Source organism: Acinetobacter sp. P1(2023), assembly GCF_028367635.1.
Lineage (GTDB): Bacteria > Pseudomonadota > Gammaproteobacteria > Pseudomonadales > Moraxellaceae > Acinetobacter > Acinetobacter pittii_E.
Genome location: NZ_JAQNDD010000001.1, coordinates 263,936 through 282,514 on the forward strand (window position 1 = coordinate 263,936; position 18,579 = coordinate 282,514).

General features: G+C 35.3%; 23 protein-coding genes and 1 tRNA gene. 8 read left to right on the forward strand and 16 right to left on the reverse strand.

Annotated features, from left to right (window positions below; all coding sequences use genetic code 11):
- Positions 1-190 precede the first annotated feature (190 nt).
- Both POD11_RS01210 and POD11_RS01215 read right to left on the reverse strand, forming a co-directional pair.
- Positions 191-529 (reverse strand): hypothetical protein, encoded by a 339-nt coding sequence (locus tag POD11_RS01210; protein WP_016141636.1) that lies wholly within the window; start codon positions 527-529, stop codon positions 191-193.
- 284 nt (positions 530-813) lie between these two features.
- Positions 814-1,581: a class I SAM-dependent methyltransferase gene (locus tag POD11_RS01215; protein ID WP_262456038.1), complete on the reverse strand. Its 768-nt coding sequence runs from the start codon at positions 1,579-1,581 to the stop codon at positions 814-816.
- 363 nt (positions 1,582-1,944) lie between these two features.
- On the opposite strand from POD11_RS01215, the gene POD11_RS01220 reads away from it, so the two are divergent.
- Together POD11_RS01220 and POD11_RS01225 are read left to right on the forward strand one after the other, a co-directional pair.
- Complete coding sequence (locus POD11_RS01220; RefSeq protein WP_224992494.1) at positions 1,945-2,430, forward strand: Lrp/AsnC family transcriptional regulator; 486 nt, start codon at positions 1,945-1,947, stop codon at positions 2,428-2,430.
- A 178-nt stretch (positions 2,431-2,608) separates the two neighbouring features.
- Positions 2,609-2,725, forward strand: coding sequence for a hypothetical protein (locus POD11_RS01225; RefSeq protein ID WP_004793556.1), 117 nt, complete (start codon positions 2,609-2,611; stop codon positions 2,723-2,725).
- Positions 2,726-2,740: 15 nt separating this feature from the next.
- On the opposite strand, the gene POD11_RS01230 is transcribed toward POD11_RS01225, so the two are convergent.
- The 4 genes from POD11_RS01230 to POD11_RS01245 form a co-directional block, all read right to left on the reverse strand.
- On the reverse strand, positions 2,741-3,550 hold the full coding sequence (locus POD11_RS01230) for a pyrroline-5-carboxylate reductase family protein (RefSeq protein WP_262446443.1): 810 nt from the start codon (positions 3,548-3,550) through the stop codon (positions 2,741-2,743).
- Positions 3,551-3,895: 345 nt separating this feature from the next.
- On the reverse strand, positions 3,896-4,120 hold the full coding sequence (locus POD11_RS01235; protein ID WP_262456039.1) for a hypothetical protein: 225 nt from the start codon (positions 4,118-4,120) through the stop codon (positions 3,896-3,898).
- Positions 4,121-4,332: 212 nt separating this feature from the next.
- Complete coding sequence (locus tag POD11_RS01240) at positions 4,333-4,548, reverse strand: cold-shock protein (protein ID WP_016141641.1); 216 nt, start codon at positions 4,546-4,548, stop codon at positions 4,333-4,335.
- Positions 4,549-4,788: 240 nt separating this feature from the next.
- The gene (locus POD11_RS01245; RefSeq protein ID WP_262456040.1) at positions 4,789-5,721 is read right to left on the reverse strand and encodes an LpxL/LpxP family acyltransferase; all 933 of its coding nucleotides are present in this window, start codon (positions 5,719-5,721) and stop codon (positions 4,789-4,791) included.
- A gap of 215 nt (positions 5,722-5,936) precedes the next feature.
- Between POD11_RS01245 and POD11_RS01250 the strand changes: the two genes are divergently transcribed.
- Positions 5,937-6,554 (forward strand): LysE family translocator, encoded by a 618-nt coding sequence (locus tag POD11_RS01250; protein ID WP_262456041.1) that lies wholly within the window; start codon positions 5,937-5,939, stop codon positions 6,552-6,554.
- Between the two features lie 98 nt (positions 6,555-6,652).
- On the opposite strand, the gene POD11_RS01255 is transcribed toward POD11_RS01250, so the two are convergent.
- From POD11_RS01255 to POD11_RS01265, 3 genes are all read right to left on the reverse strand, one after another.
- Positions 6,653-7,198: a glycoside hydrolase family 108 protein gene (locus POD11_RS01255; RefSeq protein ID WP_262456043.1), complete on the reverse strand. Its 546-nt coding sequence runs from the start codon at positions 7,196-7,198 to the stop codon at positions 6,653-6,655.
- Between the two features lie 29 nt (positions 7,199-7,227).
- Positions 7,228-7,617 (reverse strand): hypothetical protein, encoded by a 390-nt coding sequence (locus POD11_RS01260; protein WP_016141645.1) that lies wholly within the window; start codon positions 7,615-7,617, stop codon positions 7,228-7,230.
- Positions 7,618-7,826: 209 nt separating this feature from the next.
- A complete protein-coding gene (locus tag POD11_RS01265; protein ID WP_016141646.1) occupies positions 7,827-8,081 on the reverse strand; it encodes a hypothetical protein in 255 nt (84 codons plus the stop codon).
- A 672-nt stretch (positions 8,082-8,753) separates the two neighbouring features.
- On the opposite strand from POD11_RS01265, the gene POD11_RS01270 reads away from it, so the two are divergent.
- A complete protein-coding gene (locus POD11_RS01270) occupies positions 8,754-9,425 on the forward strand; it encodes an XRE family transcriptional regulator (RefSeq protein ID WP_002119885.1) in 672 nt (223 codons plus the stop codon).
- Between the two features lie 149 nt (positions 9,426-9,574).
- Here POD11_RS01270 and POD11_RS01275 read toward each other — a convergent pair whose 3' ends face one another.
- Entirely contained in the window at positions 9,575-9,811 is a 237-nt protein-coding gene (locus POD11_RS01275) for a hypothetical protein (protein ID WP_016141647.1), read from the reverse strand.
- Between the two features lie 174 nt (positions 9,812-9,985).
- Positions 9,986-10,062 (reverse strand) — tRNA-Met (locus POD11_RS01280).
- A gap of 256 nt (positions 10,063-10,318) precedes the next feature.
- Between POD11_RS01280 and xseA the strand changes: the two genes are divergently transcribed.
- Both xseA and xseB read left to right on the forward strand, forming a co-directional pair.
- Positions 10,319-11,584, forward strand: coding sequence for an exodeoxyribonuclease VII large subunit (xseA, locus tag POD11_RS01285; protein WP_262456044.1), 1,266 nt, complete (start codon positions 10,319-10,321; stop codon positions 11,582-11,584).
- Positions 11,574-11,768 carry an exodeoxyribonuclease VII small subunit gene (gene xseB, locus POD11_RS01290; protein WP_002119890.1) on the forward strand — a complete coding sequence of 65 codons (195 nt, stop codon included), beginning with the start codon at positions 11,574-11,576 and terminating at the stop codon, positions 11,766-11,768. Before xseA ends, xseB begins: the two co-directional genes overlap by 11 nt.
- A gap of 263 nt (positions 11,769-12,031) precedes the next feature.
- Here xseB and POD11_RS01295 read toward each other — a convergent pair whose 3' ends face one another.
- Together POD11_RS01295 and POD11_RS01300 are read right to left on the reverse strand one after the other, a co-directional pair.
- Positions 12,032-12,250, reverse strand: coding sequence for a hypothetical protein (locus POD11_RS01295; RefSeq protein WP_016141649.1), 219 nt, complete (start codon positions 12,248-12,250; stop codon positions 12,032-12,034).
- Between the two features lie 47 nt (positions 12,251-12,297).
- Positions 12,298-12,891, reverse strand: coding sequence for a LysE family translocator (locus POD11_RS01300; RefSeq protein ID WP_016141650.1), 594 nt, complete (start codon positions 12,889-12,891; stop codon positions 12,298-12,300).
- Between the two features lie 440 nt (positions 12,892-13,331).
- Here POD11_RS01300 and POD11_RS01305 point away from each other — a divergent pair, with 440 nt between their 5' ends.
- The gene (locus tag POD11_RS01305) at positions 13,332-13,661 is read left to right on the forward strand and encodes a hypothetical protein (protein ID WP_239968074.1); all 330 of its coding nucleotides are present in this window, start codon (positions 13,332-13,334) and stop codon (positions 13,659-13,661) included.
- Positions 13,662-14,136: 475 nt separating this feature from the next.
- Positions 14,137-14,493: a four-helix bundle copper-binding protein gene (locus POD11_RS01310; RefSeq protein ID WP_262456045.1), complete on the forward strand. Its 357-nt coding sequence runs from the start codon at positions 14,137-14,139 to the stop codon at positions 14,491-14,493.
- A 595-nt stretch (positions 14,494-15,088) separates the two neighbouring features.
- Here POD11_RS01310 and POD11_RS01315 read toward each other — a convergent pair.
- The 3 genes from POD11_RS01315 to POD11_RS01325 form a co-directional block, all read right to left on the reverse strand.
- The gene (locus tag POD11_RS01315) at positions 15,089-15,496 is read right to left on the reverse strand and encodes a GFA family protein (protein WP_239968072.1); all 408 of its coding nucleotides are present in this window, start codon (positions 15,494-15,496) and stop codon (positions 15,089-15,091) included.
- Between the two features lie 27 nt (positions 15,497-15,523).
- A complete protein-coding gene (cueR, locus tag POD11_RS01320) occupies positions 15,524-15,925 on the reverse strand; it encodes a Cu(I)-responsive transcriptional regulator (RefSeq protein WP_005070253.1) in 402 nt (133 codons plus the stop codon).
- 78 nt (positions 15,926-16,003) lie between these two features.
- Positions 16,004-18,472 carry a heavy metal translocating P-type ATPase gene (locus POD11_RS01325; protein WP_262456046.1) on the reverse strand — a complete coding sequence of 823 codons (2,469 nt, stop codon included), beginning with the start codon at positions 18,470-18,472 and terminating at the stop codon, positions 16,004-16,006.
- Positions 18,473-18,579 lie beyond the last annotated feature (107 nt).

An 18,579-nucleotide genomic window follows, 5' to 3' on the forward strand; every position in this document is an offset into this window, starting at 1 on the left:
GAAGCGTCCCTCTCTCATCCTGAAATGAAGAATAATAAGAGAAATTTTAAGTATCAATATGATATTAGGTCGATTCTTAAAGTTTATTATCTAGTTTAATTGGCAGATTATATTTAGTGATACACCGATAAAATGGATAATTAAATCCATCTTATCGGCTTGCTAGAAGAGGTTTTTAAAACCTTATTTTTTATTGTTTAATATATTTTGGAAACTCTTTTAAAACCTTATGACAAAAGTGGCCCTGAGTGTCCTCTTTCTTGCGCTCTTCAAACTCCTTCATACCAAATTTCATGACTTCTCTACCGTATTTCTCGCCGAGATCATGTTTAGTACATTTTGCAGCAGCATCCTTTAACTCTTCTGAATAATAGTGATAGTTGCAATCAAGTTGAGCACGGCTTAGAAAACCATGTAGCTCTACTGCTTTCTCACACTGTGTTTGTTCTAAAAGATTTCTAGACTCTTGAGCAGCATAAATTGATGTTGCTACGAATAAAGTGAAAATCGTTACTAAAAAATTACGCATTATTTCCCCGAAAAAGTTATTAAAAGTATTAGTGATAATATTGCGGGCGTATTAAATAATAATTATTTATAAGTGTCTATTAATAATAAAGAAAATAGGATAAAACCCCTTCTCTTTTGAATACTTAATCACCTTAATAAAATTGGGTGATTAATTTTTAGCAAAAAATAATATTAAATTTGTTTTATAACGATCTTTAATATAATCCAAGTTATTCAAGAAAAGAGTTTTAGCAATATTTAATTGATTTCCACACTACTAAAACTCTTACTCATTTCAGCACTTTAAAACCCTAATTTCTTAAAGACAAAATAACCCACATGGCTTTCGAAGCTACCGTCATTTTGAATTTTGAAATATTTCTTCACAAGGTCAGATGAACCTTCCTGCAAATAACGTAAAGTTTTGATTTGATCTTCAGGCGTTTTCATACGCTTTACCCAACTATCAAAGTCTAATGCAAGCGTTTGTTTATCTAAACCCACCAAGTCAAAGCCTGCATCTTCGATGAAATAGACCCACTCTTTGACACTATAGTTTCGTACATGACTTGGGTCTCGAATCGTTTCGATGGTCTGTAAAAACGTATCTAATATTGGCGAGCTAGAACTGATAATGTCTACAAAAATAACAATGCCATCTGGCTTAAGCACACGGTTCACTTCTTTCATAGCCGCCGGAACATGCTGCCAGTGATGAGCTGAATATCGGCTAATGACCACATCAAACTGATGATCGCTAAAAGGCATATCTTCAGCAATGCCCTGCTGCACAAAGATGTTTTTTAACTTGCGTTGACTGGCAGCCTTAGACACAGTGTCTAACATTTCATGAGATAAATCGTATGCAAAAACGAGGTCAGCATGTGGAGCAACATTATACGAGACATGACCACCACCACAGCCTAAATCAAGAATTACAGCCTTTTCAATTTTCTGAACTTCATTAATAAATTTATTAAATTCAATTCCTTGAGAATGAGCTTGGCTGTTTAAATAATCGATAGATTTATTTTGGTATTGTTTTTGGTTTATATCGTGCTGGGTGATCATAACCTTGCTCCTATATGCAATGAAATTAACATAAAGGAAAAGTTAGATAAAAAATAATGATTAGTTTTTCTTCAATTAATAAATAAAAGTTATTATTTAATTTGTTTTAATACGTTATGCCCATTCATCAAAATCGATTTAACAATTTATAAGAAATCCGCAAAGAGCACTGTTTAGTCACCCTTACTGAAACAGTGCTCTTTGCTCCATCTCAACCTCTATCCAGGAAGGTTTGATGCATAGAAATAGTGTATGTACCTTTTGCTCAAAATGTTTCCTGTATTTTTTAATATTTTTAAATGTTCGCAGCATAAAAATGAAGTATATTTATATTTATCAGAAGATCCTTCTTTGGTTTATATTTTGAACAGAACAGAATACGTACTAGATCGTATAGATCGGAAAATTTTATCTGCGTTACGTGGAAATGGCCGTTTAACCGTTGCTCAATTGGCCGAAGAAGTCGGTCTTTCATCTTCTCCATGCTGGACACGACTAAAACGTCTGGAAACTTTAAAAATTATTGAAGGATATACGGTAAACGTAAACCCCAAAGCGATTGGGATTCATGAAGTTTTTTTTATTGAAATTACTTTAGAGCGCCACGACGATGAAATGCTAGAGAATTTCAGCGAAGCATTAGCTGACATACCGGAAGTCGTTGAAGCTCATCTCGTTACAGGTGACTATGATTATCTGGTTAAAGTGGCAGTCAAAGATGCTGACCATTACGAACGGTTTTTAAGGAAGAAACTTTACTCGATTAAAGGAATTCGACACACCCGTTCGACCTTTGCTCTACGACCTCTCAAATCTGCCAATACAGCAGATTTAATGTTAATTGAATAAATGCATTAAACAGTTAAAGACAATTATTTAATTCATTGATTTTAAAATTTTTATCAGTAGAGAAGCTAAAAAATATAACAGATTTAGACTCTGTTATATTTTTTTTAAAAAATTCTGTATCTATGATTACAGCCTGTATTTCTTCAAAATGTAATTAATCTGAATTGGAGGCATCGCCATGAACATTTTGAAGAAAAAAAATAAGGCCAGTTTTGTATTCTTTATTATTACTCTCTACTCTTTTATTGGGTTTGGCTTAGGTTTCATTATTTGGGAATACTTTTTAAAGGCCTAAGTTGCGCAAAAAGAGTTAATTAACCTCTGTAATAATTTCAGAAGTGATTTCTTTACTACGATGATATGCGGCCTTCATAGCTAAACGTATATCATCGGATAGATTTCCTAGCTCAAACATTCTTAGAGCCGATTCTGTAATTCCGTTAGCCAAAGTCACTTTCCCACACAGATCCGCAGGTGAAACATTACTTTTACGTACCATTTCAACTGCACCACTGGCCGCTTGGAGTGCTAAATCTAGAGCAAATTGCTTATCAAGCCCTAAAGAAACTCCTGTCTTTATCATGCTATCTAAAATATAGAAAAAGTAAGCTGGCCCTGAACCAGATAGTGCAATAATTGCATCGGTTTGCGTTTCCGAGGGCGCCCAAAAAGTCTGTCCCGTTGCAGAATACAGTGTTTCAATTACGTCTTTATCGAGTTGGTCCATTTGCTCTGAAGCAATAAGTACATGCGTACCCGTATGGGTAAGCACAGGCGGATTTGAAATCACACGTACAATTTTTTTTGAACCCGTGAAACGGGCCAAGTTCGCAATATCAATTCCTGCCATCATAGAAACAATAATTTTATTTGCTAACACCTTTTTAAGGGGTACAAGTATTTCTTTTAACTGTTTAGGCTCTAATAGCAACACAACAATTTCAGCTTTCTTTAATCCATTTTCATTTTGCTTTAAAGCATTTGTAGGATTAATATTTTTCTCTTCAATCAGATGTATTTTTTCTTTTTTAAATCCTTTTAAAACTAACCCTCCTATTAAAGCCAAAGCTAAATTACTACTACCGACAAAGCAAATATTAGGGTGTACTGCATTTAACATTTAAAATGTTTTCCTTTCTTAAGAGAGGCTTATAACAATGAATATTTCTATTAATTATGAATATTGAATTTAAGATGACCGTCTGAATAAAGAACCCATTTTAATAAAATATATTATTAAAATGGGTTTTGTTTTATTTGCGCAATAAATAAAACAACTTTAGCTTAAGCCTAATGTAGTAGCTTTATAAGCAAAGACCACTCAATAATTGTTTAAAATATGTAACAAATACTATAGTATTGTAAATAAGTTATATCACTTTAAGAAAATAGAATTTTTCAATTGAGCTTATAGTTAGAACATCTTTTATTTACACTAATATAGTTGGGCTATTTTGTTTTAACTTTAATTACAGTATTTCTTTTTTTCTAAAATTTGCTCTGCTCTTCTTATTGCTTGTGCTAAATCTATATCCTCACATACCCAGAAAGAAAGAATTTTTCCAAATAAATGAAAGTGTTGTTTAACATAGTGAGAACTATGATCTGAATAATGATCTTCCACTTTGAAAGTATCTTTATTATTTTCTATTTTTTGACCGTCAAAAATACCGCCAATACAAATATCCATTTTAATACCAAAAATTTAATAAATCATATTATAACATAAAATTAATGAAGCTCTTCTAAACAAGTATTTTGATACTTCTCTTTTATTTTAAATACAATTTGAGATTAAAATTATAAAAACCCACAAATTTAAGTGGGTTTTCGTAAATACTATATGTTTAAATATAATTTATTTAAAAATGTATTTAAATTCAATAAAGTATTTTTATTTAATTATGAGTTTTGAAGAATAACAATATTTGAAGCCTGTGGCCCTTTTTTACCTTGTACTACAGTGAACTCAACACGTTGGCCTTCGAGAAGAACTTTAAAACCTTGTGTTTGAATATCGGTAAAATGAGCAAAAATATCTTTACCTTCGTCAGCCGCAATAAAACCAAAACCTTTAGTTTCATTGAACCACTTTACTGTACCAGTAGAATTAGACATGTTTTAATCCTGAATCTTTAAAATATTATAACTTATTATTGGGGAAACTAATTTAACTAAAAAATAGACGTGAAAACTTAAATGACTGAAAACCGAAGGATTATAAATAAAACTACGAAAAGAGAAATTTATGATGACAAGAATATTTTGTTAGTTATGCTCGATAATACACGCTTCAAAATCATTTGCAATCGATATTCAACATAATTAAAGCAACAAAAATTCTATGCCTCTTTATCCTTAATAAAACTTCTTTTCACCAGCAGGACGTGTCTTAAACCGTCGGTGAAACCACATGTATTGTGTAGGGGCAATACGAATTTGATTCTCAATAATCTTGTTTACCCTTTCAGCGTCACTGACTTCACAACCACTCGGGAAGTTTTCTAATTTTGGTTCTACCAACACATGGTATTGAGGGTTACGAATATCACCACTTCGATAAAAATACAAAGGTACTGCTGCTGCTTTTGAGATATCCATCAGTCTGCGATGTGCTGTAACTGTAGCAGCTTGAATACCGAAAAATGATGCCATGACACCTTGTTTTAAGCCAAAGTCCTGATCTGGGCTATACCATATTGCATGACCATGTTTAAGATTTTGAATGAGTCCACGCATGTTGTCTCGAGCAATCTGGTTTTTATACACTCTCGCACGACTACGATGAATCAGAAAATCTAAAAATGGATTATTCTGAGGTCGGTAAACTACGTCCATATTAAAAAATAAAGTACACGCGGCTCCCCCTGCATCTAAAAGTGTACTATGAGTACCCAATAGCAGTACGCCATTTTCCTGATTATTAGTTAAATTCTCTAAACCATCTATATGAACACGGCTTTTAAACCAGTTCGGGCAATACCAAGCATTTAATGCTTCAAATACTCCCGTTAAGGTATCAACAAAAACCTGTTTAGCTTTTGCCTCAATTTGAAGAGATGTTTTTTCAGGAAAGCAAGCTTCCAGATTTCGTAGCGTAGTTTTGCGTCTTGAACCTAGAGATTTCCAAGCGATTTTTGAAAGAAGATCTGCGAGACGCCATTGAATACACCAAGGTAACATCGCAAATAACATCAGAATAAAAGCTAAAAACCATATACCCCAATATTTAAACGATAAAAAGGAAAATTGAAATTCGCCAGATTTAAACTGCCGTTCATTTTTCGTCATACTATATATTTCTTGAGGTATAGGTCTAGCATACTAACATGCTTAATTTTAAGGGTTGTATGTTTATGTTGCTTTTAACTTTTATATAAATGCATATTTTAAATATTTAATCTATTTAACCTTTAAATATACATAACCTTCTGTATACACCGTTTATTTTCTCATTTAAAGTAACCCCACAATTTTGCCTCAATTGATAAATAGGATATTTCAGCGTGAGCGGTCTTTTAGTATTTATAACAATTGCATTTCTTACCCTATTAAGCCCAGGACCGGGAGTTTTATTTACTGTCACAAATTCAATTAACTATGGTGTTAAAACTGCTTTGTTTGGAATTAGCGGCTTAATTATTGGTATGTTTGTGATTGCGGTAATTTCTGCCAGTGGTGTAGGACTTATTATTACCAGTAACCCTACTATTTTTACGGTTTTAAAATTTATTGGTGCATTTTATTTAATGTATTTAGGATATAAAAACTTTACGAAAAAGCTTCCTTCACAAGAGTTAATCACTGATCAACAAAACAATAAAGTTATAAGTAAATCTAAACTATTTTATGAGGGCCTGCTCGCTTCTTTACTTAATCCGAAAACAATCGTATTTTTTATTGCACTCTTCCCTCAATTTATTGATATCAAGAAAGAAATTTTAAATCAGTTTTTAATTCTCTCTTTAACCTTTTGTTTCATTGGTTTTTTAATTCATTTGGTCTACGCGAATTTCTCTTCTATTTTCAAAGAGAAAATGTTGGCGGGAAATAATTTCTCGATTCTCAATAAAATTAGTGGTGCTATTTTCTTTCTTCTTGCAGTTTTACTTATCGCCCAATAAATCATTACTCGATATATTATGTTTTGAAAAGCCTAAACTCATGGTTAGGCTTTTCAAATCTTTTGATCTATGAACATATTTTTATCTAATTACAATTTTTAGACCGCTACTCTGTTTAATATCCAACCATAAAAAAAATCTTCATATTTTGGGTTATTCTCTGTAATTTCGATATAACGTTGCCCTTGCATAATATTTAAAACACGGACTAATACCTTTTCACCTTCTTTATGGCGTTTGTTTAAATACGTTTTAAGAGCTTGAAAAGTAAGAGGACCATATTGACCATCTATAACAAGATTTGGCCAACCTTCTTTTCCCTCTTTATTCAGCAGATTTAAAGCACGTTGTAATAAAGGTTTTGCAAAATTGATACCACAGTTGATAGCTGTATCGAGTAACTCTTCGGCAACTGCGGGGCTAATCGTATCAATTTGGTCAAACTGAGGTTCAAGCCAATATTGTTGTTTATAAATAGATTTAGCCACGGCTAATGGTAAGTCTTGCATATTACCTTGATATCCATTTGATCGAGCAACGGCTTCGGTAATACCAAATTTAGTGGCATGACCGTGATCAGATGGATGGTTAACATAGCCGCCTTCTCGTCTGATGAGCGATTCTAAGTATTGATCGAAATTCATTTTATTTTACCTATGTGTATAAGTCATCTTTAGCTATTTTGAAGATCATCTTTCGCCTTTTTTAGGTCTTTCATGACCTCCACAATCGTTTTACCTTCTTGTTTATTGATAAAGTTAAATATCCATCTCACAATCGCCCAGCCCGGTAATCCGCAAATGAAGAAGAATCCACATAGCGTGATCATTCCCCAAATATCGGATACCCATTCATGTAGATTCCATTTCATAATAATAAAGGAACCACCTGTCAGACTTGAAACGACGGTGCAGATGAGACCAACAATCCATTCTTGTGGTGAACGTGGAAAACGCATCATTAATACCACTGCGACAACTAAGCTGACTGCAAAAGCCACCATAATGGCAATACTATAAATATTTAAAAATGTGGCTAACCCACTGGTTGAAACTGTTTCCATGACATTGTCCTGCTTTAAAGAGTAAAACTTAAAAAATCAACATAATCATTAGCTTGTTGTTTTTTATGTTTTGTAGTTACCCTTAGTTTTCTTTATTACAGTCAATAAAAAACACTAACGCTTTTAAACCGCGCCAAATCGCAAGACGAACTGATCCTTGACCCCATATTTCAGGGGTCCAAGAAAGAATGTTTGTATGCTAAAGCCTGTTAGTGTGCACTGCTTAAGGCCTGTTCAATCAACTCAATTACCGTGATTGCACCTAGCGCTTTTTGCATAGAGACTTGATCATCAAATATGAATGCTTCATCTTCAAGTTCATTGACAATCTGCTTTGCCTCCTCGAGTGCTCTTTTTATTTTTTGTACCTTATATTTGTTTACGTCTTTTGCAATTGTTGGGACATACCCTCCACGTTTTGCATTTTTAAGTTGTTTAGCTCTGTTCTGCATTGCTGTAGTCATTCACTATCTCCAACTCAACTCACTCGTTTAGTAAGGCGTCTTTATCGTTTGTTATTCTTGAAGTTTTCATACATTCTCTCAGCAATATAGCCAAGCTATTACTACAAATATGTGTCCGAAACGTTTCTTCTGGTACAACAATCATAAAGACCTAAACGTTATATATTTAAAGCCTTAATTTACAAATAAATATTTCCTTTTCGAAAAATGTAAAAAAGTATTAATTTTTCCAAAATTAAATAATTTCCATACTTTAATTTTTTGACCAAAAAGTTCATATAAGGCTTTGCCGTATATCGGAAACTTTTGTTAGCGCTCACAATCTTTGTTAAATTCTTCATGTTCTTGATACCCTTTATCGACGAACATTAAGCCTGATCCACGGAATCGGGCTTTTTTTATTCCAATTTTTGTTTTGATAGCCTCTTAGCAATAATCATTGAGCTATCTCCCTTTTATTCTGCTACCTATAGAAACAAAATAAATTTAGCTTTGATCTCAATACTTTGATAAAGCTATAAATAGTGACTTAAACACAATTTAAACTTTATCTATGCATCTGAAGATATAACTGATATTATAACTATAGTTATTACTAGTCAATAACTATAGTTGTTTTACTCGATATAACTTTAGTTATATATTTGTTATAAGTTTGCTGGTGTGACCATTATGGCTCTTAAAGACCGTTTGAAAGATTCTAGAATTAAAGCCAAAAAAACTCAGGCTGAAGTGGCAGAAGCAGTAAAGATGTCTCAGCCAGCCTATCAGGCTTTAGAATCCGGGAAAAATTTGAAATCTGCGTTTCTTCCTTTAATTGCTCAGTTTTTAGGTGTGGATGGTTATTGGTTAACAACTGGGAATACAGAAGATTCATTTAGAGAAAGCGACGTATTTAGCCCTACTGTGGTGAGTGCTGAGTCTACCGATCAATATGTTTGGATTGAGGTGGTAGAAGCTAACTTTTCTTGTGGTACGGGTGAATCTATCGAGTTTCACTTTGACGCCATTAATGGAAAGATTCCTTTCCCTGCTTCATTCTTTAAAGAAAAACGCGTTGCTCAAGAATGCATGCGTATTATTAAAGCAAAGGGCGATAGCATGACAGACTACATTAAAGATGGAGATCTGGTGGGGATTGATATCTCTCAGACTGAAGTCATTGATGGTGAGATTTATGCAGTTTACTTTGCTGGCGAAGGAATGATTAAACAAATTTTTAAAGAAGCAGATGGTTCTTTAATTTTGCATAGTTTAAATGAAAAATTTAGAGATCGGCGTGTCACTGAAGAGAACGGAAAGAACTTTAAAGTGATGGGCCGTCAGTTTTGGCGAGCAGGCTAATTAAGTTATTAAATATAGCTAAAATAATAATTTGATTGCTTTAATAGGGTTTAGCTTTATATAACTTTAATTATTTATATAACGTGTAGATATAAAAAAACCTATCTCCATTAAAAGAGATAGGTTTTTTGCTTTAACGCCTAACATGATCAACAATACGTATTACTTAAACGATAAAGTTGATTAAATCCAGCGTAGAAGCTTTTACCATCTTGGTTTAACTCAATTTCTTCACCAGACTGAAGTTGAATTTTTTTACCAACTTCGACCCAACGATATCCATCGAGAGAGTTTTGCTTACGCACGTGAGGAACAATCCTCACATTAATTTCATTGCCATTTACGGCTGTGGCAATTAGCCACTCATTTACTATATTCACAATCATTCACTCATCACTGAGCTCATGTGATTTAACGGTATTTAATTAGAACGCTAGATTTAAGGTATGGACAGTCAGTCTAGAATTTAATATTTAGCTTTATATAGGGTTATTTATAAGCTAATTGCTTTTCATAATTTTTGTATTATGAAAAGTGGTACATCACAGAGCATAATATTTTGGTTGCGGGGGCCGGATTTGAACCAACGACCTTCGGGTTATGAGCCCGACGAGCTACCAGACTGCTCCACCCCGCAATTGGAAGTAAGCTTTATACGCCCATATATTTTATAAAGCAAACCTTATTTTTTAATCGGTTGTAATTATTAAGAATTATCTTTTTATTAATTTTTCTTTTTAACCATTCGGTCTAAATAGCCATATCGATTTCCAGCATTTAGTTGTTTAAATTGTTGTATTTATTTTAAACAGAACCTGATATTCATAAACAGCAATTGCCTTGGATGGGTGGCTTTTATACTATCTAGTTTGGCCCTTTAATCTTTAGTTCCTATGTCTGAACCTCAGTTTTCCCTTAGTGAATATCTCGGCACAGTTCAGGAAGTTATTCGTCTGGCCTTTGATGAACCAGTTTGGGTAAAAGCAGAAATTCGAAATTTAAATATTAAAGGTGGCCATTATTATCTAGAACTCGCAGAAAAAGATGCCGAGACAGATAAAGTCATTGCCAGTTGTAAAGCCACAATCTGGAAATTTTCAGCAAGTAAAATTGTTTTAAAGTTTGAACGTGAAACTGGTATCGAAATCTCAAGTGACTTAAATGTGCTTATCAAAATTAGAGCACGTTTTGATCCTCAATACGGATTTTCGGTCAATATTGAAGAGATTGACTCAAGCTTTACTCTGGGTGAAATTGCTAAACGTTATCAGCAAATTATTGAACGACTCACTCAAGAAGGCTTAATTCATAAAAATAAACTCCTCCCTACTCCTTTTGATATTCAAAATGTTTTAGTGATTGCTCCTCAAAATGCAGCAGGCCTAGGCGACTTTAAAAAAGATGCAGATGTTCTAGAGAGAAATGGGGTTTGCCATTTTGTATATCACAGTGCGACATTTCAAGGAAATACGGCTGCAACCAGCTTGATTGAGTCCTTAGGTTCAGGTTTAAGACAATGGGCTAGCACATTTACATTTCCACCAGATCTGATTGTGATTATTCGTGGTGGTGGTGCTGTAAATGACTTGGCTTATTTAAATGATTATGAGCTTGCTGCCCTGCTCTGCAAGCGCAGTGTACCAATTTGGGTCGGAATTGGTCATGAAAAAGACCGCACCATCTTAGATGAAATTGCCCATCGTTCATTCGACACCCCGAGTAAAGTGATTGCTGGTATTCGCAACCATATTGTTGAGCGTGTACAAGAAGCAGTAGATAGTCTGCAAACCATTAAGCTGCTTTCTCAGCATCAAATCACAACCTATCAAAGCAAGAATGATCAACTGCTTCATCAGATTAAATCTTCAGCCCAAGGTCAACTTAACTCGGCACATCACCTGCTTGACCAGATGAAAGAACGGATTCAGTTCAGCTCACAGCAACAAGTTAAATTTTCATTAGCTCAAATCGAATCTTTAATGAAAGAAATTCTTTTGCAAAACCCAAAACAGGTCCAAGCCAAAGGCTATGCAATTGTCAGATCCGAAGGAAAAGCGATTCGCTCTATCCATCAAATTTCAGGCCCTGCCATTGCTATTGAAATGCAAGATGGTGTGGTTGAAGCCAACATTACACAGGTAATCCCAAATGAAGAATGAAGAGTTAACGTTTAAGGACGGCCATGACATTTTGAAGAAAAATGCCGAATTATTAGAATCTCAAGAAAGCCCAGATATTGATAATTTAATGAAAATTGTTGAAGAATCGATTACTGCTTATAAAGCGTGTAAGTCACGTATAGAAGCTGTTCAGCAAGCTTTAGATGAAACATTTAAAGAATAAATTGAATAGAAAAAGCCCATTCCTACTTCTCATTGAAGGAATGGGCTTAGTGAAATCCACTTAATCCTGAAATACAAAAAATGTGGATTAGGTCACACTTTTGCACAGGCATAATCCCATAATCATTTTAGATGTTCAATATTTTAATTGTGTCTGTACGTTAATTTGACTTAATTTTCACCAAAACTTCACTAAAATTTCTATTGTTAAGATCAAACCAGACACAAGCTCTACTCATGATTATCGTAAACTTAATTTAAGACCTATTCCTCGCTGAAAGGTCCAATTAATTGATAAATTTTGCCATCTTTTGGATTTTCATAGAGCAAATCCATATTAGGCAAAATAATATCATCATTAATTTCAATATGTTCAACGCTCTTATGAAGTTCAAGTGCGTGATCATTCATTGGTCTAACTTTTGCCAAAGCAATTGATTCTTTATCAAACTGATCCTTGATAATTACTTTTAATCTTGTCATGAAAATCTCCTGAAAATTAAATTTTTAATATAAATAATGGGTTAAGTTTAAAATGAGCTAATCGCAGAATAGCCGATTGGCATAGCAAAAAAAGTTAAGATAAATGCAGCCGTACGTTGTAAATTACGTTGGTTTAACCAAGTTACTTTGTTTGAAATTAATACGGTTCCAAAAGCAATCCATAAAAATGCAATGGGTGTAATTAAAGATAAAAAAACAGCAATATGAACAAAATATACGTGAAGCACTTCCCATGCTGCATGTGGAAAAATAGCAGAAGCAAAGAGTAAAGCTTTAGGATTTAAAAGTGTTGCGACAAATAAGGCCTTAGGCGTAATCAGTGGGGTGTCTAATTTGATGTCATTTGTTGATGTTATCCAAAGTTTAAATGCAAGGTACAGAATAAAAGTTGCACTTATTAACTTTAATAAGGCAGGAAGCCAAGGGATAAAATGTGAAACTGACTCCAGCAAAATACCCCACGAAGTAATTGCAATGAGATAACCCATCACTTCAGCAGGAATAAGTTTAAGAGACTGCTTCACCCCTGCTTGTATTCCAGCTGAGGCTAACAATGTATTTGTTGGGCCTGGAGTCAACAAAATGGTGACCACAAGTCCAATAAACATAAATGACACCATAGGCAACGAACTCTTTAGTTATGCTAGGCGAAATATGTCAAAAAGGAATATCTATTGTCGACAAAATGGTTGTAACAAGAAATATTAATATTTAATTATTTATTTTTAAAACAATTGCTTAAGTTAAACTGACCTTAAATTCACTTACAGTTTCAATAATTTTAAATATGCAAAATTGATCACAAAAATAGAGAATAACGAGCTATTTTTACAAGCTTATAAAAAACCTAACTCGAGATTTTCACTCAAAAAAATAACCTGTAATTTTTAATTTATTGCACTCATTTAGTTTACTTAATAATCTTTTTTCTTACTTGAAATTTTCAAATTGATCAATATATAAACAACTAGAAATCGTGATTTTACTGAATATGATGTCTTGCTCCCCATCAATTCATTGATCGCCGCTTTCATCACATAAATCAGATGATGGAGGATGCATGATGAATGCTTATGTTCGCCCTCATCCAGATGGTTTTAAATCTTATTTAGGAAAGAATCAGAAAACCGGACTCTACATTGTACGAGTGGGTTGGACGGTTTATGAAATGAATGGCAATGGCTCTGTTTTGTACATTGTCAAAAATGAAGATACGATTCCATTGGATGTAGAAAAGTTTAAAACTGACCGTCCCAAAATTTATGCTGCTCTTCTAAGCGAAGTTCAGTTTCAACGCAAGAAACAACTTGCGATTGATCTCCAACAATCAAACATCCCTTCTTATGATCGTAAAGCCTACAAAAAACGCCGTGGCTTTATCAACTCTTAAACATATTTTCCTCTGTAAATTCATATAGAAAAAGCACCCTCAGGTGCTTTTTCCTTTAACGACCTGTTGCAATTAATACAAACATACTCAGTATTAGTGTGCTTAATGATCGTTTGCAATGTATGTGGACTTCATGCTCAGCTCCGTGAGCGTATTGATTAACGTTTTCCATTTCGTGTGCCCTTAAAGTTCACACTGATAATTTGCACAAATTTCAAACAATAAGAAATTAGCCAAAAGTATTATATCGAATCAAATTTTAAACCTAATTTTTTAATCGGTATTATGCGTTATATAAATCAACTCGAACCGATCTACACACAGGAGATGTAACATTCTTATACGAGGTTAACTCTCTATTGAGTGTTTGTAGACCTTTCATTTCAAACTCACCTGCCAAAGAAATGATTTTATAAAATGAAAAAAGATAACAATATTCTATTTTTTAATAATAGTCTTCGACAGGAGAACTCTTATGGAAATGCAACAAGAAACCGATCCTTCTTTATTTTGTGATACCTCTACCTCAATCCAAGCCTGCATTGAATGTATGATTGCCTGCAAAACCTGTGCAGCAGCCTGTTTGCAAGAAGAACATGTAAGTATGATGCGTGAATGTATTAAGCATTGCATGACATGTGTAGACATCTGCCAACTTTGTACGTCTTTAGAGTTAAGAAACTCTGAATTAGCAGAGCCAGCAATGCAACTTTGCGCAAACGCATGTCAACTCTGTGCAGCAGAATGCAGCAAACATGAGCATGAACACTGCCAGATCTGTGCAAAAGCATGTTTAGCGTGTGCTAAAGCTTGTCTTGCCTATCGTGCCTAAATAATTTTTCAGATATAAAGCCTACGCGTCTTTAGATCGTAGGCTAATTAAAATATTTTAAAGAACAATAAATTATTTATTTTTTATTTAAGGATTACTTTTTTATAGGCATAAAAAAAACCCGCATCTTGGGGAAAATGCAGGCTCTTAGATCTCCCACAACGACCATGAGTTCATTATTAAACTTGAACTTTAAACCGTTAACTAAATGTACAGCGAATAAAATTAAAAAGCAATACAGAATAGTCTGTATATTTGAAATATTTTATTATTTTTACATTACTTTTTCATAAATAAATTAAAAATATAAGCTAACTCTACATAAGAACTAGTTTTTACAGGCATTAAAAAAGCCCGTTTCACGGGCTTTTCTGCAACGGTGAGCAATCTAAGATTTGTGTCTATCCATCTCTTGGTTTGCTCTTTGCTAGCTATATGTAAGGTCTTATCGTATCTTTTGCCCTGTCCCAAGTTTCCCTGTAGATCGAGGAGATATTACGATTACCTTAAGTACAGTTATAGCATATTATTTATTCATGGCTAGTGCTGTTCACGTTTTTTTACAAATGAATAAAATATCATCTAACCTTAATATTTAAGGGTTTTCTACCCCATTTTGATATTGGCGAGCATTATCGCAAATTGGATACCACTTCACTTTTGAAGACACAAAAGCATGAGAAATTACCGATGTCGATATTTCTTCATTAATCAGCCCTACCCTTAAACGCACCACATCAGGTTTATCTAGACGTTCACTCCAGATCGGTGAACCACAGGTTTTACAGAACACTCTCTTTTTATTTGGCGATGCAAAATAAGCCTGTAAAAGATTTTCACCTTGCACAATATTTAAGTCACTTTTTTGTACTTGGGTAATGGCAGCAAAAGCAGCCCCTTGTGCTTTTTGGCATTGTGTACAATGACAAACCATGATGGGTTCTAATTCGCTATTAATTTGCAGTTGAATCCCATTACAAAGACAAGAAGCTGTATAAGTCATCATTTTTCCTTTTTATTTTAATAAGTTTTAGCTTACACCCACACCTTTTTCAATATGATCTAAGATGGCACAAGAAGCTTGTTGGTTACCACAGCAATCATCGGCTGAAGCCTGCAAAATATTAACCATCTCTTGTAGATGAGCGATTTTTTGTTTTAACTCGGCAATGTGTTTTACGGTTAAGGCTTTCACTTCTGCACTATGCCGATCTGTGTTTTTCCAAAGCGAAATAAGTTCTTTCATCTGTTCTGATGAAAAACCTAACTCTCTCGCATGTTTTAAAAAGTTTAAAGTTTTAAGGTCTGTTTCTGAATAAATGCGATAGCCAGAAGCAGAACGCTGAGCTGCTTCAAGTAAACCGATTTCTTCATAGTAGCGAATCATTTTCGCTGAAATGCCTGAATGTTTGGATGCCTGACCGATATTCATCTCACACCTCAAATATTAAATTTGGTTTAAGACCTGCTGTCATGATCTTAAACCAAAAGTTGATTTTCAGCACCCTTACTATACCGGCGCATGAAAATGTTTTAAGCGTAACGCATTGCCTAAAACAAAAACCGAAGAGAGTGCCATCGCGCCTGCTGCAAACATAGGTGAAAGTAATACACCAAATGCTGGATATAGCGCTCCTGCTGCTATTGGAATCAGAGCAACGTTATATACAAATGCCCAGAACAGGTTTTGACGTATGTTTCGCATAGTGGCTTTACTTAGCGCAATTGCGTTTGGTACACCTTTTAAACTGCCTGACATCAATACAACATCGGCTGCTTCAATGGCAACATCTGTTCCTGTACCAATCGCCAAGCCAACATCTGCTTGAGCCAAGGCTGGAGCATCGTTAATACCGTCACCTACAAAGGCCAAACGACCATATTGTTTTTGCAGTTGGCGGACTGTATCGACTTTGCCTTCAGGTAAAACCTCTGCCACAACTTCATCAATTTTTAGCTTTTTGGCAATCGCTTGTGCCGTATGACGGTTGTCTCCAGTAATCATGGCAACCTTTAACCCAAGCTGATGCAAGGCATCAATCGCAGCATAGGTTGTTTCTTTAATTGGGTCTGCCACGGCAATAATTGCTGCAAGTTGCTGGTCAATGGCAACATAAAGCGGTGTTTTGCCCTCTTCACCTAACTGAGCCGCAATCGCTTGGAATGAACTGGTGTTTAAACCAAGTTGATGCATATAACGGTCTGCGCCAATTTGTACTTTTTGACCTGAAACTTCCGCCTCAATACCTGAACCTGTAATCGAGTTAAATGCTGTTACGGGTAATAAGTTTAGGCCTTCGCTTTCTGCTGCTTGAACAATTGCGAGGGCGATTGGATGTTCAGACTTGGCTTCGACAGAGGCAACTAAAGTCAGCACTTGTTTACGTTCAAAACCTGATTGCACATTAAAGTCTGTCAGTGTCGGTTTACCCTCGGTAAGTGTCCCCGTTTTATCAACCGCAACCACCTGCGCTTCTTGTAAAAGCTGCAAAGCTTCACCTTTACGGAACAAGACACCTAACTCAGCACCACGTCCCGTACCGACCATAATAGAAGTTGGTGTTGCAAGTCCCATCGCACAAGGACACGCAATAATCAGTACCGCAACGGCATTCACTAAACCAAAAGTGAGCGCAGGCTCTGGCCCCCAAATAAACCAAACCAAGAAAGTGATTGCAGCAATGAGCATGACAGCCGGTACAAACCACATGGTGACTTTATCGACCAAGCCCTGAATCGGAAGTTTAGAACCTTGGGCTTGTTCAACCATGCGAATAATTTGTGAAAGTACAGATGAAGAACCAACGGCGGTTGCCCGAATGTTTAGAGTACCGTTTTGATTGACTGTACCGCCCACCACCTGCTGTCCTATTATTTTTTCAACAGGAACGGGCTCACCCGTAATAATAGATTCATCAATGTAGCTGTGTCCTTCTACTACTTGACCATCGACTGGTACACGCTCACCCGGACGGATTTCTACAATAGTTCCACTGACCACTTCAGCAACAGCAACTTCCACTACTTGACCATCACGCTGGATGCGGGCAGTTTTAGGCTGCATTCCAACTAAATGTTGAATAGCTTGCGAGGTTCGTCCTTTAGCTTTCGCTTCAAAATATCGTCCAAGCAAAATTAAACTGACAATAACGGCAGCCGCTTCAAAGTAAACATTGACCGTACCTTGTGGTAACACATGCGGCATAAAGGTTGCTACGACTGAAAAACTGTAGGCGGCCAAGGTTCCAACAGCAACCAGCGAGTTCATATCGGGTGCTAAACGCCATAAGGCTGGAATCCCTTTTTGATAAAAACGGCGACCAGGAAAAACGAGAACTAAGGTGGTTAAAACAAACTGTAAAAGCCAGCTATTGTATTGACCAATGGTGTGCATGACCCACATGTGAAAAGCTGGAATGAGATGTGAACCCATTTCCAGAATAAACACAGGTAAAGCCAATACAACCGAAATGATCAAATCTTTTTTAAGCTGATCTAACTCTGACACTTTTTTATCGAGTTGCTCATCTTGTTTTTTTTCAGATGCTTTCGCGTCGTAACCTGCTTTTTTAACGGCGCGAATAAGATCTTCAACATTGACTGATGCATCTGCTTGTACCCAAGCCTGTTCTGTTGCTAAGTTGACGGTTGCCTCTTGAACGCCGTCTACTTTTTTAAGCGCTTTTTCAACACGTGCAACACAAGATGCACAGGTCATGCCCTCAATAGACAACTCCACTGGCGCAGCTTTTGGAACATCATAACCTGCTCGTTCAACTGCTTTAACCAGTGCTACGCGTTGAATTGGTTGATTTGAATAAACAACGGCTTTTTCTGTTGCCAAATTAACATTGGCAATCTCTACATTTTCAACTTTCTTAAGTGCTTTTTCGACACGACCTACACACGAGGCACACGTCATGCCTTCAATTGGAAATGTTTCACTATATGCTGGCAATTTTGTGTTTTTTGAGTCCATCAAACACCTCTGCAAATCTGCAAAATTTAATATTCTGTATCGAGCATACAGATTCCCATCATGGGAAGGTCAAGCATATTTTTTTAAAAAATTGGTCTTGACCTTAC

Bases quoted from the DNA above. Each gene is read 5' to 3' on its own strand.
- POD11_RS01260 (WP_016141645.1), bottom strand. From the start codon at position 7,617: ATGGAAACAGTTTCAACCAGTGGGTTAGCCACATTTTTAAATATTTAT.
- POD11_RS01310 (WP_262456045.1), top strand. From the start codon at position 14,137: ATGGAAATGCAACAAGAAACCGATCCTTCTTTATTTTGTGATACCTCT.
- POD11_RS01225 (WP_004793556.1), top strand. From the start codon at position 2,609: ATGAACATTTTGAAGAAAAAAAATAAGGCCAGTTTTGTATTCTTTATT.
- POD11_RS01325 (WP_262456046.1), bottom strand. From the start codon at position 18,472: ATGGACTCAAAAAACACAAAATTGCCAGCATATAGTGAAACATTTCCA.
- xseA (WP_262456044.1), top strand. From the start codon at position 10,319: ATGTCTGAACCTCAGTTTTCCCTTAGTGAATATCTCGGCACAGTTCAG.
- POD11_RS01235 (WP_262456039.1), bottom strand. From the start codon at position 4,120: ATGGATATTTGTATTGGCGGTATTTTTGACGGTCAAAAAATAGAAAAT.
- POD11_RS01275 (WP_016141647.1), bottom strand. From the start codon at position 9,811: ATGATTGTGAATATAGTAAATGAGTGGCTAATTGCCACAGCCGTAAAT.
- POD11_RS01215 (WP_262456038.1), bottom strand. From the start codon at position 1,581: ATGATCACCCAGCACGATATAAACCAAAAACAATACCAAAATAAATCT.
- POD11_RS01230 (WP_262446443.1), bottom strand. From the start codon at position 3,550: ATGTTAAATGCAGTACACCCTAATATTTGCTTTGTCGGTAGTAGTAAT.
- POD11_RS01295 (WP_016141649.1), bottom strand. From the start codon at position 12,250: ATGACAAGATTAAAAGTAATTATCAAGGATCAGTTTGATAAAGAATCA.
- POD11_RS01305 (WP_239968074.1), top strand. From the start codon at position 13,332: ATGATGAATGCTTATGTTCGCCCTCATCCAGATGGTTTTAAATCTTAT.
- POD11_RS01315 (WP_239968072.1), bottom strand. From the start codon at position 15,496: ATGACTTATACAGCTTCTTGTCTTTGTAATGGGATTCAACTGCAAATT.
- POD11_RS01300 (WP_016141650.1), bottom strand. From the start codon at position 12,891: ATGGTGTCATTTATGTTTATTGGACTTGTGGTCACCATTTTGTTGACT.
- POD11_RS01245 (WP_262456040.1), bottom strand. From the start codon at position 5,721: ATGACGAAAAATGAACGGCAGTTTAAATCTGGCGAATTTCAATTTTCC.
- POD11_RS01255 (WP_262456043.1), bottom strand. From the start codon at position 7,198: ATGAATTTCGATCAATACTTAGAATCGCTCATCAGACGAGAAGGCGGC.
- cueR (WP_005070253.1), bottom strand. From the start codon at position 15,925: ATGAATATCGGTCAGGCATCCAAACATTCAGGCATTTCAGCGAAAATG.
- xseB (WP_002119890.1), top strand. From the start codon at position 11,574: ATGAAGAATGAAGAGTTAACGTTTAAGGACGGCCATGACATTTTGAAG.
- POD11_RS01265 (WP_016141646.1), bottom strand. From the start codon at position 8,081: ATGACTACAGCAATGCAGAACAGAGCTAAACAACTTAAAAATGCAAAA.
- POD11_RS01270 (WP_002119885.1), top strand. From the start codon at position 8,754: ATGGCTCTTAAAGACCGTTTGAAAGATTCTAGAATTAAAGCCAAAAAA.
- POD11_RS01240 (WP_016141641.1), bottom strand. From the start codon at position 4,548: ATGTCTAATTCTACTGGTACAGTAAAGTGGTTCAATGAAACTAAAGGT.
- POD11_RS01210 (WP_016141636.1), bottom strand. From the start codon at position 529: ATGCGTAATTTTTTAGTAACGATTTTCACTTTATTCGTAGCAACATCA.